The organism is Streptomyces amakusaensis (genome assembly GCF_039532665.1).
Classification (GTDB): Bacteria; Actinomycetota; Actinomycetes; order Streptomycetales; family Streptomycetaceae; genus Streptomyces; species Streptomyces amakusaensis.
The window spans coordinates 304,351-330,446 of record NZ_BAAASB010000006.1; the positions used below are offsets into that span (position 1 = coordinate 304,351).

20 protein-coding genes are annotated in these 26,096 nt (G+C 72.4%); 13 read left to right on the forward strand and 7 right to left on the reverse strand.

What is annotated here, in order from left to right:
* The first annotated feature begins 180 nt into the window (after window positions 1-180).
* The 3 genes from ABD371_RS13530 (at window position 181) to ABD371_RS13540 (ending at window position 7,456) form a co-directional block, all read left to right on the forward strand.
* The gene (locus ABD371_RS13530) at window positions 181-426 is read left to right on the forward strand and encodes an MbtH family protein (RefSeq protein ID WP_344476352.1); all 246 of its coding nucleotides are present in this window, start codon (window positions 181-183) and stop codon (window positions 424-426) included.
* Window positions 423-2,510 carry an ABC transporter ATP-binding protein gene (locus tag ABD371_RS13535; RefSeq protein ID WP_344476354.1) on the forward strand — a complete coding sequence of 696 codons (2,088 nt, stop codon included), beginning with the start codon at window positions 423-425 and terminating at the stop codon, window positions 2,508-2,510. Before ABD371_RS13530 ends, ABD371_RS13535 begins: the two co-directional genes overlap by 4 nt.
* 80 nt (window positions 2,511-2,590) lie before the next feature.
* Window positions 2,591-7,456 carry an amino acid adenylation domain-containing protein gene (locus ABD371_RS13540; protein WP_344476563.1) on the forward strand — a complete coding sequence of 1,622 codons (4,866 nt, stop codon included), beginning with the start codon at window positions 2,591-2,593 and terminating at the stop codon, window positions 7,454-7,456.
* A 62-nt stretch (window positions 7,457-7,518) separates the two neighbouring features.
* Here the strand turns inward: ABD371_RS13540 and ABD371_RS13545 are convergent, their stop codons facing one another.
* The 3 genes from ABD371_RS13545 to ABD371_RS13555 all read right to left on the reverse strand — a co-directional run bounded on the left by ABD371_RS13545 (window position 7,519) and on the right by ABD371_RS13555 (window position 9,846).
* The gene (locus ABD371_RS13545; RefSeq protein WP_344476356.1) at window positions 7,519-7,770 is read right to left on the reverse strand and encodes a chaplin; all 252 of its coding nucleotides are present in this window, start codon (window positions 7,768-7,770) and stop codon (window positions 7,519-7,521) included.
* A gap of 138 nt (window positions 7,771-7,908) precedes the next feature.
* Entirely contained in the window at window positions 7,909-9,183 is a 1,275-nt protein-coding gene (locus tag ABD371_RS13550) for a sensor histidine kinase (RefSeq protein WP_344476358.1), read from the reverse strand.
* 12 nt (window positions 9,184-9,195) lie between these two features.
* On the reverse strand, window positions 9,196-9,846 hold the full coding sequence (locus ABD371_RS13555) for a response regulator transcription factor (protein WP_344476360.1): 651 nt from the start codon (window positions 9,844-9,846) through the stop codon (window positions 9,196-9,198).
* A 266-nt stretch (window positions 9,847-10,112) separates the two neighbouring features.
* On the opposite strand from ABD371_RS13555, the gene ABD371_RS13560 reads away from it, so the two are divergent.
* The 5 genes from ABD371_RS13560 to ABD371_RS13580 all read left to right on the forward strand — a co-directional run bounded on the left by ABD371_RS13560 (window position 10,113) and on the right by ABD371_RS13580 (window position 15,431).
* The gene (locus ABD371_RS13560) at window positions 10,113-10,679 is read left to right on the forward strand and encodes a hypothetical protein (RefSeq protein ID WP_344476362.1); all 567 of its coding nucleotides are present in this window, start codon (window positions 10,113-10,115) and stop codon (window positions 10,677-10,679) included.
* A gap of 17 nt (window positions 10,680-10,696) precedes the next feature.
* On the forward strand, window positions 10,697-11,935 hold the full coding sequence (locus ABD371_RS13565; protein WP_344476364.1) for an efflux RND transporter periplasmic adaptor subunit: 1,239 nt from the start codon (window positions 10,697-10,699) through the stop codon (window positions 11,933-11,935).
* Entirely contained in the window at window positions 11,932-12,660 is a 729-nt protein-coding gene (locus ABD371_RS13570; RefSeq protein ID WP_344476366.1) for an ABC transporter ATP-binding protein, read from the forward strand. Before ABD371_RS13565 ends, ABD371_RS13570 begins: the two co-directional genes overlap by 4 nt.
* The gene (locus ABD371_RS13575) at window positions 12,657-13,892 is read left to right on the forward strand and encodes an ABC transporter permease (protein ID WP_344476369.1); all 1,236 of its coding nucleotides are present in this window, start codon (window positions 12,657-12,659) and stop codon (window positions 13,890-13,892) included. Before ABD371_RS13570 ends, ABD371_RS13575 begins: the two co-directional genes overlap by 4 nt.
* A 528-nt stretch (window positions 13,893-14,420) precedes the next feature.
* Window positions 14,421-15,431, forward strand: a complete 1,011-nt coding sequence (locus tag ABD371_RS13580) for a ParB/RepB/Spo0J family partition protein (protein ID WP_344476372.1) — start codon at window positions 14,421-14,423, stop codon at window positions 15,429-15,431.
* 349 nt (window positions 15,432-15,780) lie between these two features.
* Here ABD371_RS13580 and ABD371_RS13585 read toward each other — a convergent pair whose 3' ends face one another.
* Together ABD371_RS13585 and ABD371_RS13590 are read right to left on the reverse strand one after the other, a co-directional pair.
* Window positions 15,781-16,389 (reverse strand): sigma-70 family RNA polymerase sigma factor, encoded by a 609-nt coding sequence (locus ABD371_RS13585; RefSeq protein WP_344476374.1) that lies wholly within the window; start codon window positions 16,387-16,389, stop codon window positions 15,781-15,783.
* Window positions 16,390-16,456: 67 nt separating this feature from the next.
* The gene (locus ABD371_RS13590; protein WP_344476376.1) at window positions 16,457-17,113 is read right to left on the reverse strand and encodes a hypothetical protein; all 657 of its coding nucleotides are present in this window, start codon (window positions 17,111-17,113) and stop codon (window positions 16,457-16,459) included.
* A gap of 205 nt (window positions 17,114-17,318) precedes the next feature.
* Between ABD371_RS13590 and ABD371_RS13595 the strand changes: the two genes are divergently transcribed.
* The 4 genes from ABD371_RS13595 (at window position 17,319) to ABD371_RS13610 (ending at window position 20,554) form a co-directional block, all read left to right on the forward strand.
* A complete protein-coding gene (locus ABD371_RS13595) occupies window positions 17,319-18,344 on the forward strand; it encodes a ferric reductase-like transmembrane domain-containing protein (RefSeq protein WP_344476378.1) in 1,026 nt (341 codons plus the stop codon).
* A 190-nt stretch (window positions 18,345-18,534) separates the two neighbouring features.
* Window positions 18,535-19,047 (forward strand): hypothetical protein, encoded by a 513-nt coding sequence (locus ABD371_RS13600; RefSeq protein ID WP_344476380.1) that lies wholly within the window; start codon window positions 18,535-18,537, stop codon window positions 19,045-19,047.
* Window positions 19,048-19,119: 72 nt separating this feature from the next.
* Entirely contained in the window at window positions 19,120-19,893 is a 774-nt protein-coding gene (locus tag ABD371_RS13605; protein WP_344476382.1) for an aminotransferase class IV family protein, read from the forward strand.
* A gap of 31 nt (window positions 19,894-19,924) precedes the next feature.
* Entirely contained in the window at window positions 19,925-20,554 is a 630-nt protein-coding gene (locus ABD371_RS13610; protein ID WP_344476384.1) for a TetR/AcrR family transcriptional regulator, read from the forward strand.
* Between the two features lie 73 nt (window positions 20,555-20,627).
* Here the strand turns inward: ABD371_RS13610 and ABD371_RS13615 are convergent, their stop codons facing one another.
* Window positions 20,628-22,313, reverse strand: coding sequence for an alpha/beta fold hydrolase (locus tag ABD371_RS13615; protein ID WP_344476386.1), 1,686 nt, complete (start codon window positions 22,311-22,313; stop codon window positions 20,628-20,630).
* A 274-nt stretch (window positions 22,314-22,587) separates the two neighbouring features.
* Between ABD371_RS13615 and ABD371_RS13620 the strand changes: the two genes are divergently transcribed.
* Window positions 22,588-24,066, forward strand: a complete 1,479-nt coding sequence (locus ABD371_RS13620) for an MFS transporter (RefSeq protein WP_425575808.1) — start codon at window positions 22,588-22,590, stop codon at window positions 24,064-24,066.
* A gap of 19 nt (window positions 24,067-24,085) precedes the next feature.
* Here the strand turns inward: ABD371_RS13620 and ABD371_RS13625 are convergent, their stop codons facing one another.
* Window positions 24,086-26,095: an N-6 DNA methylase gene (locus ABD371_RS13625; protein ID WP_344476390.1), complete on the reverse strand. Its 2,010-nt coding sequence runs from the start codon at window positions 26,093-26,095 to the stop codon at window positions 24,086-24,088.
* Window position 26,096: the final 1 nt, after the last annotated feature.

Consider the following 26,096-nt stretch of genomic DNA (forward strand, 5'->3'; position numbering starts at 1 on the left):
GTGAAATTCGGCGCGCCTTTGAGATCCGCACTCGGACAGCTTCGCAATCCCTTGTCCGGCCCGCGCGGACCATGTGACGCTTGGTCACGGGAATCAATTCCTTTCACATCCGGCCGACTTCACCATGGATTCCTTGGACGAAAATTCCGGGCAATCCGGTGCTCAAGGAAAGGACGTGCGATGGCCAACCCCTTCGACAACGAGGACGGCACTTTTCTGGCGCTCGTCAACGACGAGGGCCAGCACTCCCTGTGGCCCGTCTTCGCGGACGTCCCGGACGGCTGGATCGTCGCGCACGGACCCGGGACCCGGGCGGACTGTCTGGAATTCACCGAGCGGAACTGGACGGACATGCGCCCGCTCAGCCTGGTCGCCGCCATGGAGGAGAGCGGAACGGCGAACGCGGCGGAGGTCCCCGTCTCATGATCGGCGGAGGGGGACCCCTCATCCAGATCCGGGGCGGAATGGGCCCCGACTCCCCGGAGAGCGCCCGGCGGATCACCCCCGGCACCCTCAAGCGCGTCCTTCCGTACCTCAGGGCCTATCGCGGGACCGTGGCCGTCCTGATGGTCGTCACCGCGCTCGACGCGCTGATGATCGTCACCACTCCGCTGCTGTTCAAAGTCCTCATCGACGAGGGCATCCTGCCCCGGGACACCGCCGTCGTCGCCCAGGTGGCCCTGCTCGTCGGCGGCCTCGCGATCCTCCAGGCAGCCGCCGGGCTCGCCGAGAGCCGGCTGTCGGGCCGGGTGAGCGAGGGGCTCGTCTACGATCTGCGCACCGCCGTGTTCGCCCATGTCCAGCGGCAGCCGCTCGCCTTCTTCACCCGGGCCCAGACCGGATCGCTGGTCAGCCGGCTCAATACGGACGTGGTCGCCGCGCAGCAGGCGATGACCTCGCTGCTGTCGATGGTGATGTCCAGCTCGCTGGTGCTGGTGCTCGTCCTCGGCACCATCTTCTACCTCTCCTGGGCCGTCGGGCTGCTGGCCCTGCTGATCATGCCCTTCTTCATCCTCCCCGGCCGGGTCGTCGGGCGCGCGCTCCAGCGGCTGCTGCGGCAGTCCATGCAGGTGGACGCCGAGATGGGCAGCATGCTCAACGAGCGGTTCAATGTCGCCGGGGCACAGCTCACCAAGCTCTACGGCCGTCCCGCCGACGAGACCCGGCTCTTCTCCGAGCGCGCCGCCAGGGTCCGCGACCTCGGGGTGACCACCGGGGTGTACTCCCGGCTGCTGCTGCTCTCGGTGACCCTGCTCGCCTCGCTGGCCACGGCGGTCACCTACGGTCTCGGCGGCTCCCTGGTCATCGACGGGGCCTTCCAGATCGGCACCCTCGTCGCCCTGGCCACCCTGCTCACCCGGCTCTTCGGGCCGATCAACCAGCTGTCCAACGCGCAGGCCCAGGTGATGACGGCGCTCGTCAGCTTCGACCGGCTCTTCGAGGTCCTCGATCTGAAACCGCTGATCACCGAAGATCCCGGGGCCCGCGCACTGCCCGCGCCCGGTACCGCGCCGGCCCCCGGGATCGAGTTCACCGGGGTCTCCTTCCGCTATCCGGCCGCCGCCGAGGTCTCGCTCGCCTCGCTGGAGTCGTTCGCGGCCCCCGCGCCGGAGCGCGCCGACGGCTCCCGGGTGCTCGACGGGATCACCTTCCACGCGCCCGCCGGGAAGCTCACCGCCCTGGTCGGCCCGTCCGGCGCGGGCAAGACCACCCTGACCCAGCTGGTGCCCCGGCTGTACGACCCGGACGAGGGCACCGTCCGGATCGGCGGGCACGATCTGCGCGATCTCTCCCTGGACTCGCTGCGGGAGACGGTCGGCGTGGTCACCCAGGACGCGCACCTCTTCCACGAGACGCTCCGCGCCAATCTGGAGTACGCCCGGCCCGGGGCGAGTGAGCGCGAGCTGATCGAGGCCTGTGAGGCGGCCCGGATCTGGGGACTGATCCGGGCGCTCCCCGACGGTCTGGACACCGTCGTCGGCGACCGGGGACACCGCTTCTCCGGCGGGGAGAAGCAGCGCATCGCGATCGCCCGGCTGCTCCTCAAGGCCCCCGCCGTCGTCGTCCTCGACGAGGCCACCGCCCATCTGGACTCCGAGTCCGAGGCGGCGGTGCAGCGCGCGCTGTCGACCGCGCTGGAGGGCCGCACCTCGCTGGTGATCGCCCACCGGCTCTCCACCGTCCGGGAGGCCGACCAGATCCTCGTGGTCGACGGCGGACGGATCGTGGAACGCGGAGTCCACGGTGAACTGCTCGAAGCCGGAGGTCTCTACGCGGAGCTGTACCGCACCCAGTTCTCCCGGCCTCCGGCCCCGCCCGCCGAGGCCTCCCCCGCTCCCGTGCCGGAGCCCGTCGGAGCGCCGCTCCTGCTGCCGCCGCCCGGCGGTGGCGGCGGTGGCCGGCCGCATCTGCTCCCGCCGCCGCCCGGCGGTGGCGGCGGCGGACGCCCCCATCTGCTCCCGCCCCCGGGCGGTCCGGGGCACCCGGGCGGCCGTCGGCCGCCCGGCTGAGCCCCCCGTACCCCTCCCGTACCGCACCACGTCCCATGCCGGTGACTCCCGGTGGTGAGAAGGAGAAGACGTTGAGCCAGATGCAGGTCGAGGATGTGTGGCCGCTCGCGCCACTTCAGGAAGGGCTGCTGTTCCACGCCGCCTACGACGAGGACGCGCCGCGCGACGTGTATGTCGGGCAGCGGGTGCTGACGCTGGAAGGGGAGGTGGAGCCGGAGACCCTGCGGGCCGCCTGGCAGGCGCTGCTCGACCGGCACGCCAGTCTGCGCGCCGGATTCCAGGCGCGGAGCAGCGGCGACGCGGTCCAGGTGATAGCGAAGAAGGCCCCGCTGCCGTGGCGGCTGGTGGATCTGAGCGGGCTGGGCGAGACGGAGGCGCGGGAGGCGGAGGCCCGCGCGGCCGACGTGGACCGGGCGCGGTTCGATCTCGCGGTGCCGCCGCTGCTGAGGGTGCTGCTGGTGAAGCTGGGACCGGAGCGCCACCGGCTCGTGGTGACGATCCATCACATCCTGATGGACGGCTGGTCGCTGCCGATCCTCTTCAACGAGATGTGGGCGGCCTACCGCGCGGGCGGCGACACCCGGGCGCTCCCGCCGGTCACCCCGTACCGCACCTATCTGGAGTGGCTGTCCCGGCAGGACAAGGACGTCGCCCGGGAGGCCTGGCGGGAGCTGCTCGGCGACCTGGCCGAACCGACGCTGGTCGGCCCGGCCGACCGGGGCGGCCCCCCGGTGATGCTCCGGCACGTGGTCTCCCAGGCCGGGGCCGAGCTGGCCGAGCGGCTGCGCCTGCTCGCGCGGAACCGGGGCGTCACCCTCAACACCGTGGTGCAGAGCGCCTGGTCGGTGCTGGTGGGGATGGTGTCCGGGCGCTCCGACGTGGTGTTCGGCGCGACGGTGTCCGGGCGGCCGGCGGATCTGCCGGGCGTGGAGAAGATGCTGGGGCTCTTCATCAACACGGTGCCGGTACGGGTGGTGCTCGACCCCTCGCTGCCGTTCAGCGCGGTCCTGGAGCGGCTCCAGGGCCAGCACTCGGCGATGCTGGAGCACCAGCACCTCGGACTGACACAGATCCAGCGGGCGGCGGGCCCCGGGGCGACCTTCGACGCGCTCGTCGTCTACCAGAACTATCCGCGCGGGCCCGTGGAGCAGCCCCGCACCGGCGGCGGCCCCCGGGGCGGCGGCCCCCGGGGCCCCCGGGGCGGCGGCCCCCGGGGCCCCCGGCAGGGCCCCCCGCACGGCGGCGGCGGCCCCGACGGAGGACGCCCGCCCGGCGCGGCCGGTCGGCTGGCGGGCGGCCCGCCCCCCGGCGAGGGCGCGGGCGAGCGGGCCCCCCGGCGCGGCGAGATACGGATCACCGGCGCGGGCGGCGAGGAGGCGGCCCACTATCCGCTCACCCTCGTCGTCACCCCCGCCGACGCCATGGAACTCCGCTTCGACTACCGCCCCGACGTCTTCGAGGAGAGCGCCGTCGAGGCCATGATGGCCCGGCTGGTCCGGCTGCTCGAACAGATCGCCGACGACCCCGGCACCCTCGTCGGCCGGATCGAGACGCTGGACGAGAGCGAGCGCCGGCTGATCCTGGAGCGCTGGAACGACACCGACCGCCCGCTGCCCGAGGGCTCCCTCGCCACCCGCTTCGAGAGCCGGGTCCGGGCCGCGCCCGACGCCCCCGCCGTCACCTTCGGCGGGCGGACCCTCACGTACGCGGAGCTGAACGCCCGCGCCAACCGTCTCGCGCACCGGCTGATCGCCGCCGGGGTGGGCCCCGAGTCGCGGGTCGGGGTGGTGCTGGACCGCTCCGACGCCCTGGTGACCGCGCTCCTCGCGGTGGTCAAGGCGGGCGGCGCGTATGTGCCGCTGCACGGGCGCTCCGCCGACGCGGAGGTCTCCCTCGTCCTGCTGGACCGGGCGACCGCCGACCGGCTCGCGGGCGAGCGGGTCTTCTCCGCCGAGCTGTTCCCGGTCGACTTCGAGAGCCTCGCCGAGGGGCCGGACGCCCAGGACCCCGGCGTCCCCGTGTCCGCCGAGAACCTCGCGTACGTCCTCTACACCTCCGGCTCCACCGGCGAGCCCAAGGGAGTCGGCGCGACCCACGGCAATGTCCTCGGCTTCTGCCTGGACGGCAGCTGGGGCGAGAAGACCGTGGAGAGGGTCCTCGTCCAGGCCAACCACGCCTTCGACGCCTCCACCTACGAGCTGTGGACGCCCCTGCTCCGGGGCGGCCATCTGGTGGTCGTGCCCCCCGGCGAGGTCGACGCCGTGGCGCGCGGGCGGCTCATCGCCGAGCGCGAGGTCACCAATGTGCATGCCACGGCGGGGCTGTTCGGCGTGCTCGCCGAGCAGCACCCGGAGATCTTCGCCGGGGTGCGCGAGGTGTCGACCGGCGGTGACGTGGTCTCCGCCAACGCGATCCGGATCCTGCTTCGGACCCACCCCGGGATGGTGGTGCGCTCCACCTACGGACCCACCGAGACCACCGCCTTCACCACCCAGGTCCCCTTCGTCGCGGGCGACGAGGTGCCCGATCTGGTGCCCATCGGCCGCCCCATGGACAACTCCTTCGCCTATGTCCTCGACGAGGCGTTCCGGCCGGTGCCCCCGGGGGTGACCGGCGAGCTGTACATCGCGGGCGCGGGGCTCGCGCGCGGCTATGTCGGCCGCCCGGCGATGACCGCCGAACGCTTCGTGGCCTGCCCCTTCCCCGGCCCCGACGGCTCCCGCCGCCCCGGCCGCCGGATGTACCGGACCGGTGATCTGGCGCGCTGGAGCCCCGCCGGGGAGCTGCTCTTCGCCGGGCGCGCCGACGACCAGGTGAAGATCCGGGGGTACCGGATCGAGCCCGGCGAGATCGAGGCGGTGCTCGCCGCGCACCCGGCGGTGAAACAGACCGCCGTGATCGCCCGCGAGGACCAGCCGGGCGTCAAGCGCCTGGTCGCCTATGTCGTACCGGCCACGGCGGAGCCGCTCGACCAGGAGGCGCTGCGGGAGTACGTCGCCGAGCGGCTGCCCGAGTACATGGTGCCCGTCGCCGTGATCGCCCTGGACGGGCTGCCGGTGACGGTCAACGGCAAGCTGCACCGGGAGGCGCTGCCCGCGCCGGACTTCGCCGGCCGGGTCGTGGGCCGGGCCGCCGCGACCCCGGTCGAGGAGCTGCTGTGCACGCTCTTCGCCGAGGTGCTGAGCCTGGAGAAGGTGGGGGCCGAGGACTCCTTCTTCGGCCTCGGCGGCGACTCGATCATGTCCATGCTGGTGGTGTCCAGGGCGCGCCGGGCCGGGGTGGTGATCACCCCCCGGCAGGTGTTCGAGCTGAAGACCCCGGCCGAACTGGCCCGGGTCGCGGGCACGGTGGCCGCCGGTGAGCGTTCCGGCGAGGCCGACGACGTGGCGACCGGCGAGGTGCCGCTCACCCCGGTGATGCGCGAACTGGCCGAGCAGTCCGGCTCGGTGGCCCGCGCCGGTACGCAGTCGATGCTGCTGGCCGTCCCCGCCGGGCTGGACACCGGACGGCTGGCGGCGGCGCTCCAGGCGGTGCTGGACCACCACGATCTGCTGCGGGCCCGGCTGGTCGCCCCCTCCTCCGGCTCCGACGAGGGCCCGGAAGCCGTTGAGCGGCTCTTCGTGCCCGAGGCGGCCGACGGGGTCCGGGCGGCGGGGTGCATACGCCGCGCGGACGCCCGGGGGCTCACCGAGGAGGAGCTGTCCGCCCTGGTCAACGCCGAGTCGCGGGCGGCGGCGGACCGTCTCGACCCGTACACGGGGGTGATGGTCCAGGCCGTCTGGTTCGATCTGGGTCCGGACGCGCCCGGACGGCTGCTGGTCGCGGCGCACCACATCGTCGTGGACGGGGTGTCCTGGCGGATCCTCGTACCCGATCTGGCGCTCGCGTATCTGACCCTGGAGTCCGGCGCCCGACCGGTCCTCGAACCGGTCGGCACCTCCTTCCGGCGCTGGTCCGCCGAGCTGGCCGAGCAGGCGCGCGGCCAGGCGCGGGTGAGCGAGCTGCCGCTGTGGACCGCGATGCTCGCGGGCTCCGAGCAGGTGCTCGGCGAGCGCCCGCTGAACCCGGCGGAGGACAAGCTCGCGCTCGGCTTCGACCGGGTGCCGCTGACCCTCCCGGCCGAGGTCACGTCCGAGCTGCTGACCAGCGTGCCGGCCGCCTTCCACGCCGGGGTGGACGATGTTCTGCTGGCCTCCCTCGTCGCCGCCGTCGGCTCGTGGCGGCGCGGCCGGGGCGAGGGCTTCGACGGCGGGATGCTGGTCGCGCTGGAGGGCCACGGCCGCGAGCCGCTGACCGGGGCGATGGACCTCACCCGTACGGTCGGCTGGTTCACCGGCGTCCATCCGGTACGCCTCGACCCCGGGGTGCTCGACTTCGCGGAGGTCCGCTCCGGCGGCGCGGCGGCCGGACGGCTGGTCAAGCGGATCAAGGAGCAGCTGCGGAGTGTGCCGGGCGACGGTCTGGGGTACGGGATGCTCCGCCGTCTCAACCCGGCGACCGCGCCGACGCTGGCCGCGCTCCCGGTGCCGCAGGTCGCGTTCAACTACATGGGCCGCTTCGGCGCGGCGGCCGGTGACGGCGAGCCGTCCGGCGGGGGCGGCTGGCGGCCGGCCGGGGAGCGGGCGATGGGCGGCACCATCGATCCCGGGATGGCGGCCCGGCACATCCTGGAGGCGGGCGGCGCGGTCCGGGACCTGCCGGGCGGGCCGGAGCTGACGGTGACGCTGGAGAGCCCGGTGGGGCTGCTGGGCACGCAGGTGCTCGAAGAGCTGCTCACCGGCTGGGTCGAGGTGCTGAAGGGGCTGGTCGCCCATGTCGCCGAAGGGGCCGGCGGCGGCCATACGCCGTCCGACTTCTCCCTGATCTCACTCGGTCAGGACGACATCGAGGAGTTCGAGGCGACCTTCGCGGCGCGCGCGGCGGGCGAGGAGGTGTCCGCTTCGTAGCGCCGCGGTCCGGGGCCCGGGGGAGTGCGGCCCCCCGGGCCCCGGGTGTGCTCCGGCCGGGGTCAGGCCGGGGTGTCGCTGTTGACGCAGAGGTTGCCGAAGGCCGGGTTGAGCGCCGCGATGAGGACGTCGACGGTGTTGCCGCAGACGTTGAGCGGGATGTGGACGGGCACCTGGATCACATTGCCCGAGACGACGCCGGGGGACTCGGCGGCTGCGCCGTCGGCGTCACTGCCGGCGGAGGCGGCGCCCGAGCCGCCCAGGAGGAGGCCGGCGGCGAGCACGGCGGTCGCGGCGGCGGAACGGAAGGACATGGGGTCTCCCTGAATGGGGGGATGCTGACGTTCCATCCAAGGACAGCGCGGGCCCGGCACGGCGGCATTGGCCCGCCGGTGGGCGGGGTCGGGCGTGTCGGCGCGGTGGGTCGGGCGCGGTGGGTCAGGCGCGGTGGGTCAGGCGCGGTTGAGGGCGGGGCGCTCGGTCTGTCCGCCGGGCTCGGCCGGTACGGGGTCCGCCGGCACGGGGAAGGAGACCTGCACCGAGAGCCCGCCGCCGGCGCGGGCGCTCACGGCGAGGGAGGCGTCGTGGGCGAGGGCGATGGCGCGCACGATGGAGAGGCCGAGGCCGTGGTGGCCGTCGCGCCCTGCCGTGCGGTCGAGCCGGTGGAAGGGCTCGAAGAGCCGCTCCAGCTGTTCGGAGGGGACCTCTTTGCCGGTGTTGGCGACCGAGACCACGGCCCGCCCCTCCCGTACCCCGCACTCGATCTCCACCCGGCCGCCGGGCACGTTGTAGTCCGTGGCGTTGTCCAGGAGGTTGGCGATGAGCCGCTCCAGCAGGGCCGGATCGCCCAGGACGGCGGCGGGGGCGGGGCCGATCCGGGTCGCCAGGCTCAGCCCCCGTGCGTCCAGTTCGGCGCGGGCGGCGTCGAGCACCTGCCCGGTCAGCTCGGAGAGGTCCAGCGGCTCCCTGCGGTCGAGGCCGCGTTCGCCGGTGGTGAGCGTCAGCAGCGACTCCAGCAGCCGGCCCTGCTGCTGGCAGATCTCCAGGACGCGCTGGAAGGTCTTCCGCAGCTCGCCCCGGCCCGCGTCCCGGTCGATGAGCATCTCCTCGATCAGCGCGTGTTCGAGGGTGAGCGGGGTGCGCAGCTCGTGCGCCGCGTTGGCGACGAAGCGCTTGTGCGCGGCGAGTGCCGTCTCCAGCCGCTCCAGCAGCCCGTCGACGGTGTCGGAGAGCGCCTTCATCTCGTCCGGCGGGCCCTCGGCGGCCAGCCGCTCATGGAGATTGCGGGCGCTGATCCGCTGGATGGTGGTGTTCATCGTGGAGAGCGGGCGCAGCACCCGGTTGGCCAGCAGCCAGCCCAGCGCGAGGGAGATCAGCGTCATGATGGCGAGCGCGATCCCCGAGTGGACCAGCAGGTTCCGCAACTCGGCGTGGCGCTGCCGGTCGGCCTGCTCCCGCATCTCCTTGCCCAGGTCGGTCAGCGGCCCGGAGGCGGGCCCCGGCCCGGGATCGACGGTCACCGCCGGTCCCGGACCTCGTTTGATCTCGTGGAACACACTCTTGGGCGACTGGCTGACCAGCAGGAAGAGGATGCCCAGCAGCACGATCCCGGAGACCGTGAACAGCGCGCCGTAGAGCAGCGTCAGCCGGGTGCGGACCCGGCTGGGCCGCAGCCGGGCGGCGAGCCGCCGAAGGGCGGCCCGGGGCTTCGACAGCGCTCGGGACATGGCATCGGCCTCTCAGATGCGGTAGCCGCCGCGGGGGACGGTGTCGATCAGGGCGGGGCTGCCGAGCTTGGAGCGCAGCCTGCTGACCGTGGCCTTGACGGTGGTGGTGAACGGGTCGGCGGCCTCGTCCCACACCCGCTCCAGCAGCTCTTCGGCGGAGACCGCGCGGCCCCGCGCGGTGAGGAGGTACTCCAGCACCGCCAGCTCCTTGGGGCTGAGCGCGAGATCCTCGCCGCCCCGGGTCGCGATGCGCTTGCCCGGGTCCAGGCTCAGATCGCCGTGGACCAGTATCGGCGGCAGCGCCGGCTGCGAGCGCCGTCCGATCGCCCGGATCCGCGCGATCAGTTCGGCGTACGCGAAGGGCTTGGGGAGGTAGTCGTCCGCGCCGAGGCTGAGCCCCTCCACCCGGTCGGCGATGGTGCCGGACGCGGTGAGCATCAGCACCCGCGAGGTCGCGCCGGCCACCAGCGTCCGGCACACCTCGTCGCCGTGGACGCCGGGGATGTCCCGGTCCAGGACCACCACGTCGTACTCGACGAGGGAGCACCGCTCCAGCGCCTCCGAGCCGTCGTGGACGACATCGACCGCCATCCCCGCCCGCCGCAGCACCCGCGCCACCGACGCGGCCAGCTCGGTCTGATCCTCCACCACCAGAACCCTCATCGCCCGCCCCTCGGTCGTGTCTCGCAGGATCCTGCCGGGCCGCCGGTCGCACAGCGGTCACAGCGCCCGCCCCTTCAGTGACCCCCGTCCTCAACGTACCCGCCGCCGGGCGGTCACAGGCGGGTTCCAGATGTTCGGACCGCCCTGTGACCGGAGGCCTCGTAGAACGGAGTGCGTCACACCGGAACGCCCCGGCGGCACCGGGGGGACCGGCCCGTCGGGCCGGGCACGGAGCCGTCGGCACACGCACACGGAGGGACCAGCACATGAGCGGAACGCAGTTGCCGGGCACGGCCCGCACCACCAGGAGAGCGGGCCTGGTGTTCGCCGCGATCACGGTTCTGAGCCTGACCGCCGTCGCCTGCGGGGAATCGGACTCGGGCGGCGACTCCGGCGGGAAGAAGCAGCAGCAAGGGAACAGCGCCGCCGAGGGCGACCGGGCCGCCGCCCTGGTGAAGTACTCCCAGTGCATGCGGGACAACGGCGTCGCGGAGTTCCCCGACCCGGTCGACGGCCGGCTCCGGCTCCAGGTGCAGCGCGGCGGCCCGCTCGACCCGGAGAACGCCACCTACAAGTCGGCGCTGGCCGCGTGCAAGGACAAGGAGCCGCCAGGTCTCGCCGGTTCGGGCCAGGACGCAGGCCGGGAGAAGGCGCTGCTGAAGTTCGTCACCTGCATGCGGGAGAACGGCGTCAAGGAGTTCCCCGACCCGGTCGGCGGCCGGATCCAGCTCAACCGGGGACCGGGGCTCGACCCCGAGTCGGCCCCGTTCAAGAAGGCCGAGGAAGCCTGCCGCCAGCACATGCCGGGCGGCGCCGCGCCCGGCGGCAGCTGAGCCCGGCGGTGGCCGCGATGAACTCCGGGACACCGGAGACCGCGCCGGAGACTTCCGGGGAGACGGAAGTGACGGCCGCCGGATCCCCCTGGCCGAGGCGTCCGAGGAAGGACCGCCCGCGTCCGCCCGGGCCCCGGCGGCGCGGTCCGCTGCTGGTCGCCGCCGCCGTGGCCCTGGTGGCCGCGACGGCGGCGGCGGTCGTGATGACCGACCCCTTCGGGGGGAGCCCGGCCACGCCCGCGCGGGAGGGCGACGGCGTGGGCGCGGTCGCGACCGTACGGCAGGGCCCGCTCTCCGCCCAGATCAACCAGGTCGGCACCCTGTCGTACGCGGCCCGCCCCGACGGCAGCGCGTACACGGCGGTCAACCAGGCCAGGGGGATCTACACCTCGCTGCCGGGCGTGGGCGACGTGATCAAGTGCGGCCAGACCCTCTACGGCGTGGCCGACACCCCCGTACCGCTGCTCTGCGGATCCCGGCCCTTCTACCGCGACCTCGAACAGGGCGACTCCGGCCGGGACGTCAAGGCGCTCAACCGGAATCTGCTCGCTCTCGGGCACGCCACCTCCTCCGAACTCGACGCCGAATCCGACGACTTCGACGACTTCACCGCCGAGACCGAGGAGGCACTGATCAACCTTCAGGACGCCGTCGGCGCGGAGGAGACCGGCCGGCTCAAGCTGGGGGACGCGGTGCTGCTGCCCGGTCCGCTGCGGATCACCAAGGTGGTCGCCGCCCCCGGCACCCGGGCCGCGCCCGGGGCCCCGGTGCTGGAGGCCGGGACCACCGCCCGTCAGGTGCGGGTCGAGCTGAACGCCTCCCAGCAGACCGGGGTGAACGTCGGCGACCCGGCGCGGGTCACGCTGCCGGACAATCGCACCGCCCTCGGGAAGGTCAGCCGGATCGGCACCATCGCGAGCTCGGCCGGGGGGAAGGACGAGGCGTCCGCCTCGGGCGCGTCCACCGCCACCCTCCCCGTCTACATCACGCTGAAGAACCCGAAGGACGCGGGAACCCTGGACCAGGCCCCCGTCCAGGTGCAGATCACCACCGACGGGGTGAAGAAGGCCCTGACCGTGCCGGTGACCGCGCTGGCCGGTCTCGCGGGCGGCGGATTCGCCGTCGAACGCGTCGACACGGCCGGCAAGCGCCACACCGTGCCCGTCACCCTCGGCCTCTTCGACGACGCGGGCGGTCAGGTCCAGGTCATCGGGGAGCTCGCCCCGGGCGACCGGGTGGCGGTGCCCGCCACATGACCGCGCCCGCCTTCCCCCCGGCCCGGCCCGTGCTGGAGCTGGCCGCCGTCACCAAGACCTACGGCGAGCAGCCCCCCGTCTCCGCGCTGCGCGGTGTCTCCCTCACCGTCCGGCAGGGCGAACTCGTCGCCGTCGTCGGGCCGTCCGGCTCCGGCAAGACGACCCTGCTCCAGGTGATGGGCACCCTGGAGCGGCCCACCGACGGCGTCGTGCGGATCAACGGCATCGACATCGCCGACCTGGACGACCAGCAGCTCGCCGCCGTGCGCGCCCGCAGCATCGGCTTCGTCTTCCAGCAGTTCTTTCTCGCGGCGCACACCACCGCGCTGGAGAACGTCGCGGACGGACTGCTGTACGCGGGGGTCGAGGTCGGCGAGCGCCGGCGGCGGGCCGCCGAAGCGCTCGAACAGGTCGGCCTGGCGCACCGCCGGCGGTTCCGGCCCGGGAAGATGTCCGGCGGCGAGCGCCAGCGGGTCGCGATCGCCCGCGCGCTGGTGGGACGCCCGGCGATCCTCCTCGCCGACGAGCCGACCGGCAATCTCGACAGCACCAACGGCGCGTCCATCGTCGCGCTGCTGCACCGGCTCAACGCGGAGGGCGCGACGATTCTCGTGATCACCCATGACAACGAGCTGGCCGCCCGGCTGCCGCGCCAGGTGCATGTCCTGGACGGCCGGATCGTCTCCGACAGCGCGGCGGACGCCGTCGTCGGGGGACGCCCGTGAACACCGAGGCCATCACCGCCCCCGCCCGGCTGCGCCTGGGCGACCAGGCCAGACTGGCGAGCGTCGGCATCCGCTCCAGGCCGCTGCGCGCCGCGCTGTCGGCGCTCGGCATCGCCATCGGCGTGGCCGCGATCGTCGCCGTACTCGGACTGTCCTCGTCCTCGCAGGCCGGACTGCTCGCCGAGATCGACCGGCTGGGCACCAATCTGCTCAAGGCCACCAACGGCCAGACGCTCAGCGGCAAGGAGGCGCAGCTGCCGCGCGAGGCCCCGGCCCGGCTCTCGATGCTGGCCCCGGTCGAGCAGGTGGCCCATGTGGGGACGGTCACCGACGCCAAGGCGTACCGCAGCCCGCTGGTCCCCGCCACCCACACCAACGGGCTCCAGATCAGGGCCGCCAGCCTCAATCTGCCCTCGGTGATCACCACCGATGTCGCCCACGGCCGCTGGCTGAACGAGGCCTCGGCCACCAAGCCCGTCACCGTGCTCGGCGCGACCGCCGCCCAGCGGATGGGCATCAACCGCGTCTACCCCGGCCAGCGCGTCTGGCTCGGCGGCCAGTGGTTCTATGTCGCGGGCATTCTGCGGCCCGCGACGCTGACCACGGAGATCGACACCAGCGCGCTGATCGGCTACCCGGCCGCCCGCCAGTACCTCAACCACACCGGCGTCTCGAACGGGAAGCCGGCCGACGGCCACCCCAGCACGGTCTATGTCCGCGCCGTCCACGAGCGGGTGGGCGCGGTCCAGTCGGTACTGGCACGGACCGCGAACCCCAAGGCGGCCGGCGAGGTCGACGTGACCCAGCCCTCCGACGCGCTGACCGCCCGCGCGGCGGCCGAGGGCGCCTTCAACAGCCTCTTCCTGGGGCTGGGCGCGGTAGCGCTGATCGTCGGCGCGGTCGGCGTCGCCAACATCATGATCATCTCGGTTCTGGAACGCCGCTCGGAGATCGGGCTGCGGCGCGCGCTCGGCGCGACCAGGCGGCAGATCAGAACGCAGTTCCTGGCGGAGGCCGTCGCCCTGGCCCTGATCGGCGGCGCGGTCGGCGTCGCCGCGGGCGTCGCCGCCACCGCCGTCTACGCCAAGACCCAGGGCTGGGCCGTGGTGATCCCGGTCGAATCCTGGGTCGGAGGCATCGTCTCCGCGATCCTGATCGGCGCGCTCGCCGGACTGCTGCCCGCCATCCGGGCGGCGCGGCTCTCTCCGACCGAGGCGCTGCGCACCGTATGACCGGATGACCGGATGGCGTACGACCGCACGACCGCGTGACCGCCTGGCGCGGACGGCATTGGGGGCCGTCCGCAGGGGGCCGAGGGAGGTACGGACCACTCGTGGGGTGGTGGTCCGTACCTCCTTTCGCGCTGTCCGCCGCGCCGCCTGAAGGAGCGTCGAAGAGCGGTAGGGGATGGCGGTCGGTGGTTTAGGGGATCTGTATGGGTACGCACGAGAACACGGATTGTTATAGTCGCATTTGCGCAAAGCCGGTGCGAGGGTCAGGGGGACCCGGACGCCTGGCAAAGGGGTGAAGCGGGGGCTTCCACCTTGGAGATCGTGCGTCGGGGAGGGTGCGCGACGGGGGAAGTTTTCCGCCACTACGTCTTCTTCAGCAGACCACGACCACTCCGGCGAACCCGATCGACGCGACACCGCCCAACGCTGCGCGGTCCCGGTCGGGTCGGGTCGGTTCGTGCGCGGGTCGCTTCGCGGACGGGCACGGGGTGTTCGCTCCCGGGTGGGATCACATCGTGAGGAGTCTCAGTGGAATCGGGGACCAAGCACGCTCAGTTCGTCCATGAACCAGTCGTCCAAGTCGATGTCGGCTCACTGCTCTCCGCGGACTCGCCGCGCATCCTCGGAGAGAACGCCGACCATGTCGAGACACTCGCCACCGCGCACGAGGAACTTCCTCCCATCATCGTGCACCGGCCCACCCTTCGGGTCATCGACGGCATGCACCGCCTCAAGGCCGCCAAGCTCCGCCGGCTGCCCACGATCGGCGTCCGCTTCTTCGACGGCGACGAGGCCGACGCCTTCGTGATCGCCGTCAGCATGAACATCGCCCACGGGCTGCCGCTCTCCCTGGCCGACCGCAAACAGGCGGCCGAACGCATCATCACCTCCCATCCGCAGTGGTCGGACCGGATGGTCGCCTCCGTCACCGGCATCGCCGCCAGGACCGTCGCCGGAATGCGAAAACGCCTGCCCGGCGCGGGACTTCTCGGCAGCGCCCGCATCGGCCAGGACGGCCGGGTCCGCCCGGTCAACCGCGCGGTGGGCCGGCGGCTGGCGAGCGATCTGATGACCCGGAACCCCCAGCTCTCCCTGCGCCAGATCGCGCAGGCCGCGGGGATCTCGCCCGAGACCGCACGCGATGTCCGCAACCGGCTCAGCCGGGGCGAGGACCCGGTCCCGGGGCAGCGCGGCCAAACCGTCCCCGAGCAGCGCGGCCAAGGCGCGCGCGGTCGCGGGGGCCGCGCCGCGCCGCCCCCGCCCGCCCGGGTGGCCCGCGCCGCCCGCGCCGCCGTCCAGGACCGCGCCGTCCTCGTCGCCCGCCTCCGCGCGGACCCCTCCCTCCGCCTCAGCGAAAGCGGCCGTACCCTGCTGCGCCTCCTCAACGTCCACACCCTGGAGGCCGCCGGCTGGGACCACCTCGTTGACAACGTTCCCCCGCACTGGGGCGGCGTCGTCGCCCAACTCGCCCGCGACCACGCCAAAATCTGGGCCGAATTCGCCGCGAAAGTCGAACGCCAGGCGGCCCACCCGGCCTGAACCGCCTGACGGGGTGCGGGGTCCTTTCCGGGCGGGTCCGTCCTCAAGCGCCGGACGGGCTGAAAATTGGCACCCTTCCCGGAAGGGCCCCGCACCTCAAGGCCCTGCACCGGGCAAGGGCGCTCATTCCAGCCCGTCCGGGGGTCCCCCCGGGCGAAGCCCAGGGGGAGTTTGAGGACGGACCCCGCACCTCAGCGGCCTGCACCGGCAAGGGCGTCAAAAGTTGAGCCCGTCTGGGGGTCCCCCCCCGGGCGAAGCCCAGGGGGGAGATTGAGGACGGACCCCGCACCTCAGGGGCGCGGACTGGGCCTGGCCGTCAATTCAGGACCGTCACCCCAAGGGCACCCCCTCAGGCCGCCACCACCCCCCGCGAACCGACGGGCTCCCGCCCGTCCACCCCCTCGGACCCCCCATCCCAGATCGCGGCCAGATCCCGGCGCGCCCGCGCCACCCGGGACCGTATGGTCCCGACGGGGCAGCCGAGGACGTCGGCCGCCTCCGCGTAGGGCATCCCCATCACACAGGTGAGGACGAAGGCCTGCCGCCGCCCCGGCTCCAGCGCGCGCAGCGCGTCGGCGAGGGCGACCGACTCCTCGAAGCCGGGGAGCTGGCGCGGCTGGGCGCGGTCCGCCGCGCCGAGCCAGTCGGTGGTGTCGGCGATACGGGGCCTGGCCGAGGCCCGCCGGTAGCGGTCGACGACCACCCGGCGGGCGATGGCCAGCAGCCAGGACCGGGCGCAGGAGCGCCCGGCGAACCGGCGCAGGCTGGGCAGCGCGCGCAGATAGGTCTCCTGGGTGAGATCCTCCGCGCCGCGCGTGTCGGCGGTGAGATGGGCGACGAACCGCCGTACGTCGTCGTAGGTGGCGCCGACGAAGAGTTCGGCGGCCCGCTCGTCCCCGAGCCCGGCGGCCAGTGCCCAGCCGGTGATCTCGGTATCGCGTTCAGTGGAAGAAAGCATCACAAAACGTCCTTCATGTCCGGGTGAAACCCGTCAGGGTGGTGATGGATGACGAGGTGACGAGAGATCAGGACGGAAGGAGCGGCGGCCCGCGCCGGGAGAGGGCGCGCAGGAGGACGAGGGAGGCCGGCGGCCCGGCCGGGGCCGCCCGGGTGGGGGCCGGCGCGGGGCCGGCGGGCAGTGCGGCGCATCCGCCGCTCAGGATCGCGAGGGCGAGCCGCAGCCGGCCCCCGCCGAAGAGGTCGAGGGCGCGGGCGAGTTGGACCAGGGCGCGTTCCCCGCGCCAGAGCCACCAGCCGCACACGGCCCCGGCCAGCAGGTGCGCCCCGGCCATGGCGGCCCCCGGGGAGGCGAGCGCGGTGATGTCGAGCGCCCCGGCGGGTGGGGCCGGCGGATGGGACAGGGCGTGCGCGCCGGAGTGCCCCGCGCCGTGCGGGCCGCCGTGCGCACCGTGCGCGCCGTGCGGCGACACCAGTCCGAACAGCACATGCAGCGCCAGCTGGCCGACCGCGCTCGTGCCGACCACGGCCCGCGCGGAACGCTCCGTACGGGTGAGCCGCCAGGCCGCGGCACCCGCGAGCGGCAGGGCTAAGAGATATCCCCAGACCGAGACGGACGCCCCGGAGGAGAGATCGTGGCCGAGTCCGGACACCACGACGCCCACCGCGGCGAGCACCGCGGTGTGGGCGAGGCGGAGTGCGGATCCGGCTCCCATGGTGGTCATGGTGCCAGTGGGACCCAGGGACTGGGAAAGACCGGCTGATGCCGACAGTTCGTCCGATCGGGCGGTATGAGCGGACAGGGAATCGAGTGATGCGCGTCACTTCAAGATGCGGGGAACTTTCCGGGCGACCCGCCCGACTTCTGAGACGAGACGCCCCGCACGCGCTCCGGGCCCGCGCGGGTATCCGAGCGAAGGAGCGCAGCCGATGCAGCCGAACACGGACCGGACCGCGCCGGATCCGGAGCCGACCGCCGGGGACACGGCCCCCGCCGCCCGAGTGCCGCAGCAGTCGGGCGGGGGCACGCCCGCGTCCGCGCCCGCGCGCCCCCGGATCACCCTGCGGTCCGATCTGCGCGCCGGGGTCCTCGACGGAGCGGTCGCGCTCGTCATCACCGCCGCGATCTTCGTACTCCTCTACGCGCGGATCCGTTCCCGCGCCTCCTCCACCGCCACCGTCATGCCCTTCATGGCGGACGACCCCGGCGGCTTCTGGATGTACTTCCTCAGCCAGGCCTTCGGCTGGTCCGCCCTGCTCTGGGCCTGGGGCACGGTCGTCCTCGGCCTGCTGCTCTCCGGCCCCCGCCCGGCCTGGCTCCCGATGTCCGTCCCCCGGCTGGAACGGCTGCACCGCACCACCAGCCTCAACACCATCTCGCTGATCGCCGCCCACGCGCTGCTCTTCGCCGCCGAGCTGATCCGCCACGACACCGACGCGTGGTACGCCGCCGCCTGGACGGCCTTCGTCGAGTCCTTCGTCCCCGGCGGCTACGCCTCCGGCACCGGCCGCATCGCCATCCCGATCGGGCAGGCGGCCCTCTATCTCGCGATCCCGCTCGGGCTGCTCTTCTACATACGCCACCGCATCGGCCCCACCACCTGGCGGGTGCTGCACCGCTTCGTCATCGCCGTCTACGTCCTGAGCGTCTGGCACACCCTGCTGTACGGCACCAACGTCTGGTACGACGGCTGGTTCCGCACCTCGATCTGGCTCCTCCAACTCCCCATCGCCGCCCTCTTCCTCCTCCGCCTCCTCCGCCCCGCCCGCCGCTCCCAGCGCCTGTCCGCCCCCGGCGCCCACCCCGGCTCCACAACCGGCTGGACCCTCCGCCTCACCGGCCGCGTCCTCGCCGGAGCCACCCTCGCCGTACTCCTCGCGGTCCTCGTCACGGGCCGCGACGGCGGTCGCGCCGAGCCCCCGGCGGACACCTCCTCCACCCACAATCACGACTGAGGCCCGTCGAGCACACCGCACAGGCGCGCCCGATCATGGGGTCGCGGACTGGTGGACGCGATCGTCGCCGGCCGGCTCGCGTTAGATTTGCGGGCAGATCGACTCAGGGGAGTCTGGAGCGAGCAGCGGCATCGGTGGACCTTCGGTCCCCTGGCTGCTCCGCTGATGGGGCCAAGGGGGGAGCGACGGCATGAAGTACAGGGACGAAGCCGAGATCAAGAAGGAACTGGGGATCGAGTCCTGGAGGCACCTCTCCAAGGACAAGATGATCAAGTTCGCGACCATGATGCCCGATATGGACACCGAGGTGGCCCTCAAGATCGTTGAGCAGTTCCCCGCGTTCAAGGACTTCGCCAAGGACGCCGTGAGCGCGATCGAGAGAGCCCACGAGTCCACGCTCTCGGCCAACAACCAGAGCCAGGAGCATGTCCACCGGGCCTGCCAGGACGTCAGGGACATCCTCAGGGGCGAACTCGGCAAGGACAACCTGAGCTGGGACGAGAAGAAGTTCCTGATCGAGCAGATCCAGGAAACCGCGAGGATGCAGTTCCAAAAGGACAGTGAGAGCAAACACTTCCTGGACGGGGCGCTCAAGAGAGTACTGGTCGGCGCCACTGCCGCACTCGCCCTCGGCGTGGCCTTCGTCGGCGGCAGGGCGATCGTCGAGACCATGGGCGATTCCGGGGACTCCTCCGGCTCCTGAACCGGCTCGTCAGCGTGGCGGGTTCGCCGTACACCGGACGGGGAGAACCCGCCCGGTGGCATCCTGAGCCGTATGGCAGAACTCAACGGGGCCCCGGCCGAGCCGGGGCAGCTCCAGGCCCTGGCGCTGACGAACTACGGCCATTTCACGACGATGAGGGTCGACGACGGCCGGGTGCGCGGGCTGTCGCTGCACCTCGACCGGCTGCGGCGCGACTGCCGGACCCTCTTCGGCGCGGAGCTGGACCCGTCGCGCGTCCGTGAACTGGCGCGGCGGGCCGTTCCCGGCACGGGTTCGACCACGGTGCGGGTCACGGTCTTCGACCCCGGTCTGGACCTCGGGCACCCGAGCACGGCGGACGACCCCCAGGTGCTCGTGACCTCCCGGCCGGCGGGCGCGCTGCCGCTGCCGGCGCTGAGGGTGCGGTCGACGGCGTACGTACGCGATGTCCCGGGGGTGAAGAGCGTCGGTCTCTTCGGCGGCCTCCACCACCGCCGCCAGGCCCAGCTGGGCGGATTCGACGACGCGCTCTTCACCGATCAGGACCGGTTCGTGTCGGAGGGGGCGACGTGGAACATCGGCTTCTTCGACGGCGAGCGGGTGATCTGGCCGGAGGCGGACTGTCTGCCCGGGGTGACGATGGATCTCCTCAAGGCGGTCCACGGCCACGACACGAGGCCGGTCCGGCTCGGTGAGGTGTCGGCGATGCGGGCGGCCTTCGCCACCAACGCGGCGATCGGCGTCCGGGCGATCAGCGGTGTCGACGGCGTGGAGCTGCCCGGAGCCCACGCGATCATCGACACGCTGCGCAAGGAGTACACGGAGATCGAGGGCGACCCGCTGTAGCGGTTTCGCGCGGGCGGTTAGGGTCCGTTCTGTGAACGAGCACGAGGCGAAGACGGCCCGCACCCGCACGGCGGCCGGTGTGACCAGGGCGACCGGGGAAGGCGTCCCCGAGAGCAAGGGGGAGCGGACCCGGCGGCGGATCCTGGAGGCCGCCCGCAGGCAGTTCGCGCGGGTGGGCTTCGAGCGGGCCACGATCAGGGCCATCGCGGCGGAGGCCGAGGTCGACAAGGCCTCCGTCATCCAGTACTTCGGCACCAAGCAGGATCTGTTCCGCGAGGCGGTGCGCTGGGAGATCCCGATCGCCGAGCTGACCACGGAGGACCCCGCCGAGTCGGTGGAGAACTACCTCCGCACCATGCTGAGCGGCTGGTCCAAGGACCCGGACAGCCCGATGACCGCGCTGGTACGGGCGAGCATGACCGGCGAGGAGGCCGCCGAGCTGCTGCGCAGACGGATCACCGAGCAGGCGGTCGACCCGATCGCGGCGACGATCGACGGCCCGGACGCCCGGCTCCGCTCGGCGCTGGTCGGCGCGATGATGATGGGCATCGCGACCCAGCGCCATCTGCTGCGGATGCCGGATCTCGCCGAGGCGGACCTGGAGGACATCCTGCGGCTGGCCGTACCGCTGCTGGGTTCCCTGATCGCTCCGGCGGAGTGAGCCGGACCCTCCCCGGAAGCTGTCGAGAGGCCCGCGCGGACCGCCGTCCGCGCGGGCTTTCGCATGCCGGGGATCAGCCCTGGGCGTCGAGCGGGATGTCGAGGTAGGACTCGGCGCCCTGCGGGGAGGTGATCTCGATGGCGGACGGTGTGGTGTTGGCGTCGGCGAAGAAATCGTCGTGGGTGTCGATGACCAGCTGGAGTTGGCGGCCGGCGGCCAGGACGTAGTGCGCGGGCTGGAGGGAGAAGGTCACGGTGGCCGCCTGGCCGGGCTGCTCTCCGGCGAGGGTGTAGGGGGCGTGGGTGATGATGGCGGCCTTGCCGGTGGCCGGGTCGCAGTCCAGCAGATAGGCCACGATCGTGGCCTCCTTCTCCTCCGGCTTCACGGTCACCCGCACCGCCGGTTCGCCCTGGACGCGCATGGTCCGCTCCAGCGGATCGGTGGTCCAGATCGCGGCGAGGCCGCGGTCGACCTCGGCGGTCTTGTAGACGTGGGGCATGCCCATGCGCTCGACCAGACCGGTCTGGACCAGCTTCGGGGCGACGACGACCTCGGTGCCCTGGCCGGTGGCCTTGACGGAGCGGGTCCAGTCCGCCTGCGGCTCGCCCCGGACCAGCCGCGCGTCGCGCTCTCCGGCGACGGCGTCGGAGAGGTGGAAGCGCTCCTGGGGCAGGGCGTAGCTCTCCCAGTCGGCATGGTGCAGGTCGGACAGCAGGTTGTGCATGTACTCCGAGCGGACGCCGAAGCGGGGCTCCCGTCCGTCGCCGGCGTGGCCGCCGAGGTGGTGGTCCAGCCAGCGGTAGGCCATCTCGGTGGGCTTGGAGAAGAGACCGGCCAGGCCGGGAAGCTCGCCGTTGCCGTGGTCGCCGACCTGGACGAGCAGCGACTTGGGGCCCGTCAGGCCGGTGAACAGGTCGACGACGCCGGGCACCGAGAAGATCGTCTCGTGCCAGGCGGTGGTCAGCAGGATCGGCGTCCGGTTGTCGTTGTACGCGTCCAGGTGGTGCTTGGGCGACCGGACCCGGGCGAACTCCCGTACCTCGTCGTCGATGGTGTTGGCGCGGATCTTCTGGATGATGCCCCGGAACTCCTCCGAGCACCGGTCCTCGCCGAACAGCTCGACGAGCGCCTCGAATGCCTTCAGATGGCGGGTGCCGTTCTCGTACAGAGAGGTGAACAGGTCCCCCCACGCGCTGGTGCCGACCACGGCCTTGATCCGGCGGTCCTGCGCGGCGGCCAGCAGGCTCGTTCCGGCGCCGTAGGAGGAACCGAAGAATCCGATCCGCTCCGAGTCGACGGCGTCGTGCTGGGACAGCCAGTTGACGACGGTGGTGGCGTCGGTGACGTCCAGCGGTCCGGCGACGTGGATCTCGCCCTTGGAGGCGGCCAGACCGCGCTGGCTGTAGGCGAGGACGGCGTAGCCGCCGAGGGTCAGGCGCGGAATCATGCCGAGATAGGCCCGGTGGCCGATCCCGATCAGCGGGGCGGGCATGACGACCGTGGGGAGGCTCTGGCCGGGCGCGAGATCGCGCGGGACGCTCAGCGACGCGTCGAGCACAGTCCCGTCGTCCATGGTGATCGAGACCTCCGAGTACGTGGAGCTCTCGGCGTACGTCTCGTAGGCGTCGGCCAGGCCCCACTGGTCCAGGCGGCCTATCCGGCGCGGCGACGGGTCCTTCAGCGCCTCGCGGATCGCTTCCAGTCTGGCGATCTCGTCGGTGCTGAGTGCGAACGGGTTCCCCGGGGTGTCAACCGCCATGGTTGTGCCCGCCTTTCGTGGCAGAAGTACTGACGAAGTGGTCGAAGAAATGATCTCCCTACCAAGATCATCTTGGGAAATTGTCGCGCCCAGATCACTCGAACGGGTGAACGATGTCGTTTAAACCTCCAGGTGGGGATGGGGGTGCATCTCACAGGCCCACCCCCGTGACGCATTTCTCAACGCCCGGTGAGAAATAAAACTCAACACTTGTATATTTTTGTGGGTGGCCCGCGCCACCGCGCGGCCCGCACCGCACCGGGAGAACCCCCACATGTCCAGCCCCACCCCGCCGGGCCGCCACGCCGGCCGCGCCCTGCTCGTCATCGCGGCGGCGCAGCTGATGGTCGTCCTCGACGGCACCATCACCAACATCGCCCTGCCCAGCATCCAGTCCGACCTGGGAGTCTCCGCCTCCGGTCTGGCCTGGATCGTCAACTCCTACGCCCTCGCCTTCGGCGGTCTGCTGCTGCTCGGCGGCCGGGCCGGGGATCTCTTCGGACGCCGCCGGATGTTCCGGGCCGGCATAGTCGTCTTCACCCTCGCCTCGCTGCTCGGCGGCCTGGCGAGCGGTGAGGAGGTACTGATCGCCTCCCGGGTCCTCCAGGGCGTCGGAGCCGCGATCGCCGCGCCCACCGCGCTCTCGCTGATCGCCACGAACTTCCCCGAGGGCGCGCCGCGCAACAAGGCGATGGGCGTGTACGCGGCCATGGCCGGCCTCGGCTCCACCGTCGGGCTGCTGCTCGGCGGGGTGCTGACCGACTACCTCGACTGGCGCTGGGTCTTCTTCGTCAACATCCCCATCGGGGTGGCGATCCTGGCGGGCACCCGGGTGCTCGCCGAGGCCGAGGCCGACCGGCGCTCCGGCCGGCTCGACGTCCCCGGCGCGATCACCGGCACCGGCGGACTGATCGCCCTCGTCTACGCGATCACCCGGGGCGGCGAGCACAGCTGGACCGACTCCCTCACCCTCGGCTCGCTCGCCGCCGCCCTCGTCCTGCTCGCGCTCTTCCTCGTCCTCCAGGCCAGGATCGCCCACCCGATGATGCCGCTGCACCTGTTCCGGGACCGCAGCCGCTCGGGCGCGTACGCGACCATGCTGTTCATGGGCTCGGGAATGTTCGCGACCTTCTACTTCCTGACCCTCTACATGCAGCAGATCCTGGGCTACAGCCCGGTGCGCACGGGCTTCGCCTACCTCGCCTTCAGCATCGGCATGGCCCTCGCCGCCGCCGCCGGCTCCAAGCTCGTCGCCCGCTTCTCACCCCGCCGCATCGCCGGCCCCGGCCTGCTGCTGGCCGCGCTGGGCATGCTCTGGTTCAGCACCCTGGACACGGGCTCGCCGTACGCGACCCAGCTCGCCCCCGCGATGTTCCTCACCGGCCTCGGCCTCGGCTCCGGCTTCGTCCCGATGACCCTCGCCGCCGTCAGCGGCGTACGGCCCCAGGACACCGGCATCGCCTCCGCCCTCCTGAACACCGCCCAGCAGGTCGGCGGCGCCCTCGGCCTCGCCGTCCTCACCACCGTCTCCGCCACCGCCGCCGACGACCGCCTCGGCGACGCCGCCGGCACCTTCTACCGCGCCGCCGCCGAGGGCGACCCCGCCCTCCTCGGCCAGGCCGCCGAAGCCCTCACCCACGGCTACACCACGGCCTTCGCCGTCGCCGCGGCCCTCTTCGCCGCCGGCCTGATCGTCACCGTCACCGCGGTCCGCCCACCGCGCCGCCCGGCGGTGCCCCAGCCCGTGAAGTGACCCGCCCCTCCGGGTGAGTTCAGCCGTACCCGAGCCGCCCCAGGCGGTCGCGGAGCCGCTGCGCCGTCTCTCTCCCCTGCTCCTCAAGGTCGGCGAGGGAGACGGCGTACCGGTCCCCCCAGGAGAGATAACTGTCGCGGAGCGCCAGCCGCTCCGTCGAAAGGACTCTCCGCAGGCGGGCACAGAGGTCGTCCATCAGGGCGTCCAGCACGCATTCCCGGGGCGTGCCGTCGGTGCGAACCCGCTGGGGCGGGTCGTTGACGGGGTCGCTCCACCGGATGAGGACGTGGGGGTAGCCCCAGCGATCGAGGCTTTCGAGGTCCTCGCGCCGCTCCGACCACCAGGACGCGAAGACTCCCGCCAGCTGGTGCCGGTCGAGGACGCCCAGGGGGAGGAGCGCATCGCGGAAGGAGCGCAGCAGAGGTTCACGGAGAGCCGGAGAGTCTCCTGATCCCACCGCATCGTCCACCCGAGCCCATCCGATCTCGCCCCACCACGCGCGGCAGAGGCGGACACCGCGCTCTTCGCCCGCTTGGGAGAGTTCCAGGATCCGATGGGCGGTCGCCTTGTACCCCTCGTCCAGGAAGTCGACGTAGCGGCTGTCCCGGGGGGTGAAAAGGGTGTCCGGATCCACGCCGAAGGAGCGGAACTTCCTTTCTGCGAGGGCGATCTCCCGCCGGGGAACGCCTCCGAAGAGCGCCGCGCGAACATCCAGCTGCCCCTCGGACGGGGCCGCGCCGTCGACGTAGAGCGGGATGTTGAGGCTGAAGTCCATCGCGGCGATCTCGTCGCGGTGCACCACGCGGGAGAAGCCGGGGACGTCCTCCTGGCGGAGGTAGGTCTCAACGATCTTCTCGGCGCTCTGCGGATCCAGATACTTTCTCGTGCGGCCCGTGGCCGTCTCGTGCTCGGCGTTGACGAAGAGGATCCTGCCGCGCTGCTCCGGGGCCGCTCCCGCCGTTCCGCGCAGAACGAGGATGCAGGCGGGCACGGACGTACCGTAGAAGACATTGGGGCCGATGCCGATGACGGCGGCGATTCTGTCGTCCTCGATCATCCCCCGGCGGATCTGGTACTCCGCGCCGGTGCGGAACAGGACTCCGTGGGGGACGACCACGGCTCCGACGCCTTCGGGTTCCAGCACGGCCAGCACATGCTGAACCTGCATCAGGTCGGCTTTCTTGGCCCTGCTGGGAACCTGTCCGTACTTCATGCGCTCCGGGAAACGCATCGTGTGCTCGTCGTAGTTCATGGAGAACGGCGGGTTGGCGAGCACCCGGTCGAATCGTCTGAGCCGGCCGTCGGCGGTGAGCAGGGGATCGGCCAGGGTGTCGCCCTGCACGATGTGGCTGTTGTCCAGGCCGTGCAGCAGCAGGTTCAGCCGGGCGGTGGCCCACGCGCCCCCGTTCCGCTCCTGGCCGTACAGGCCGAGCCGGGAGCCGTCCCCGCCGTGCGCCTCGACATGGTCCCTGGCCGCGATGAGCATTCCGCCCGACCCCGCGAACGGGTCGTGGACCGACTGACCCTCCTGCGGATCGACCAGCCGGACCATGGTCCGCACGACCGAGCGGGGCGTGTAGAACTCGCCGCCCTTCTTGCCCCCGCTCTCCGCGAACCGGCCCAGCAGCAGGTCATAGGCGCGGCCCACGGTGTCGCGGAACTCAAGGTGCTCGTCGGCGAGATCGAGGTCGGAGAACTGATAGGAGAGGCGCTGAAGATCGGACCGGGTCAGGTCGGCGGTGAGGTCCAGATGATCCGGTACGCCTTCCAGCGGAACGCGGTGGCCCAAGCGCGAGAGCGCGTCCCGGAGCTCCCGGGGATCCTGGAGGCCGTAGAGCCCATAGAACAGCTCACTGCTGAAGAATGCTGAATCGTCCTGATTCCGCAGGCTCGGCTCGTCCTGGAAACGCTTGAGCACCAGGAACGCGGAGAGGACGTCGGGATACGCGTCGGACGCCACCCCTCCGCGCAGGCCGTCGGTCATGTCGAGGAGCCGTCGCACCAGCCGGTTGGCGGTCAGCCGTCTCATG

What these genes read in the sequence shown, in the direction of transcription:
- ABD371_RS13555 (WP_344476360.1), bottom strand. Translation starts at nt 9,846, where the DNA reads ATGAGGGTTCTGGTGGTGGAGGATCAGACCGAGCTGGCCGCGTCGGTG.
- ABD371_RS13625 (WP_344476390.1), bottom strand. Translation starts at nt 26,095, where the DNA reads ATGAGACGGCTGACCGCCAACCGGCTGGTGCGACGGCTCCTCGACATG.
- ABD371_RS13545 (WP_344476356.1), bottom strand. Translation starts at nt 7,770, where the DNA reads ATGTCCTTCCGTTCCGCCGCCGCGACCGCCGTGCTCGCCGCCGGCCTC.
- ABD371_RS13620 (WP_425575808.1), top strand. Translation starts at nt 22,588, where the DNA reads ATGTCCAGCCCCACCCCGCCGGGCCGCCACGCCGGCCGCGCCCTGCTC.
- ABD371_RS13540 (WP_344476563.1), top strand. Translation starts at nt 2,591, where the DNA reads ATGCAGGTCGAGGATGTGTGGCCGCTCGCGCCACTTCAGGAAGGGCTG.
- ABD371_RS13535 (WP_344476354.1), top strand. Translation starts at nt 423, where the DNA reads ATGATCGGCGGAGGGGGACCCCTCATCCAGATCCGGGGCGGAATGGGC.
- ABD371_RS13590 (WP_344476376.1), bottom strand. Translation starts at nt 17,113, where the DNA reads ATGACCACCATGGGAGCCGGATCCGCACTCCGCCTCGCCCACACCGCG.
- ABD371_RS13600 (WP_344476380.1), top strand. Translation starts at nt 18,535, where the DNA reads ATGAAGTACAGGGACGAAGCCGAGATCAAGAAGGAACTGGGGATCGAG.
- ABD371_RS13550 (WP_344476358.1), bottom strand. Translation starts at nt 9,183, where the DNA reads ATGTCCCGAGCGCTGTCGAAGCCCCGGGCCGCCCTTCGGCGGCTCGCC.
- ABD371_RS13530 (WP_344476352.1), top strand. Translation starts at nt 181, where the DNA reads ATGGCCAACCCCTTCGACAACGAGGACGGCACTTTTCTGGCGCTCGTC.
- ABD371_RS13570 (WP_344476366.1), top strand. Translation starts at nt 11,932, where the DNA reads ATGACCGCGCCCGCCTTCCCCCCGGCCCGGCCCGTGCTGGAGCTGGCC.
- ABD371_RS13565 (WP_344476364.1), top strand. Translation starts at nt 10,697, where the DNA reads ATGAACTCCGGGACACCGGAGACCGCGCCGGAGACTTCCGGGGAGACG.
- ABD371_RS13615 (WP_344476386.1), bottom strand. Translation starts at nt 22,313, where the DNA reads ATGGCGGTTGACACCCCGGGGAACCCGTTCGCACTCAGCACCGACGAG.
- ABD371_RS13595 (WP_344476378.1), top strand. Translation starts at nt 17,319, where the DNA reads ATGCAGCCGAACACGGACCGGACCGCGCCGGATCCGGAGCCGACCGCC.
- ABD371_RS13560 (WP_344476362.1), top strand. Translation starts at nt 10,113, where the DNA reads ATGAGCGGAACGCAGTTGCCGGGCACGGCCCGCACCACCAGGAGAGCG.
- ABD371_RS13585 (WP_344476374.1), bottom strand. Translation starts at nt 16,389, where the DNA reads ATGCTTTCTTCCACTGAACGCGATACCGAGATCACCGGCTGGGCACTG.
- ABD371_RS13605 (WP_344476382.1), top strand. Translation starts at nt 19,120, where the DNA reads ATGGCAGAACTCAACGGGGCCCCGGCCGAGCCGGGGCAGCTCCAGGCC.